The sequence below is a fragment of the Candidatus Binatia bacterium genome, assembly GCA_023150935.1.
In the GTDB taxonomy this organism is placed as follows: Bacteria; Desulfobacterota; Binatia; order HRBIN30; family HRBIN30; genus JAKLJW01.
The window spans coordinates 1-797 of record JAKLJW010000118.1; the positions used below are offsets into that span (position 1 = coordinate 1).

At 60.0% G+C, this 797-nt stretch carries 2 protein-coding genes; both read left to right on the forward strand.

Annotated elements, in window-relative coordinates; translation table 11 throughout:
- A partial coding sequence (locus tag L6Q96_23245; protein MCK6557465.1) for a nuclear transport factor 2 family protein occupies positions 1 to 365 on the forward strand: 365 nt, incomplete at its 5' end.
- An 88-nt stretch (positions 366 to 453) separates the two neighbouring features.
- Positions 454 to 797: GNAT family N-acetyltransferase (locus tag L6Q96_23250; GenBank protein MCK6557466.1), on the forward strand; the 344-nt coding region annotated here is incomplete at its 3' end.

The window sequence follows — 797 nt, forward strand, 5'->3', positions numbered from 1 at the left end:
AGGTTGTGCGCGAGTTCTGGCGCCTCATGGCTACCAACGACTTTCATTCTGTCGCGGCAGTGTTGGCCCCGGAGTTTGTCTTGGAGTGGCCGCAGTCGAAGGAGCGCATTCGAGGTGCAGAGCGATTCGCACGCATGAATCACGAATACCCCGCGCACGGTCGGTGGGAGTTCATCGTCAACCGCATCGTTGCTGGTGAACTCGAAGCTGTCTCGGATGTTTCAGTCACGGATGGGGTGCAAACGGGGCGAGCAATCTCGTTCTTCACCTTCGCCCGGGGAGAGATCAGTCGCATCGTTGAGTTCTGGCCTGAGCCGTTCGCTGCCCCGGCCAACCGGGCCCACTTGGTCGAGGTCATGCCATGAACAGTGGCATCCTGGCGGTTAACCCCTCCATCGAGCGGACATGCCCCGGCAAACCGGGTCATGCCGCTCGTGTAGACCGTTAGCCACCATGGAACACGCAGCGTCTGCAACCATCGTCGAATTCGAGCCGCGGCATATTGACCCTGCCCGAGCGTTGTGGCTGGAGTCAGAAGGCGTCGGTCTTAGCAGCGCCGACGAGCCGAGCGCTCTGGCGAAGTTCCTGAGTCGCAATCCGGGACTGAGTTTCGTGGTGCAGCGTGAGGGTCAAGTTCTCGGTACTGTGCTTTGTGGACATGATGGTCGCCGAGGTCTCGTTCATCACTTGGTTGTCTCAAGCAGTTATCAGCGGCAGGGGCTTGGTCGGCGGTTGTTGAAGCAGGGGCTGTGGGCGCTTCAAGCCCAGGGTATCGAGAAGGTCCACCTGCTCGTATT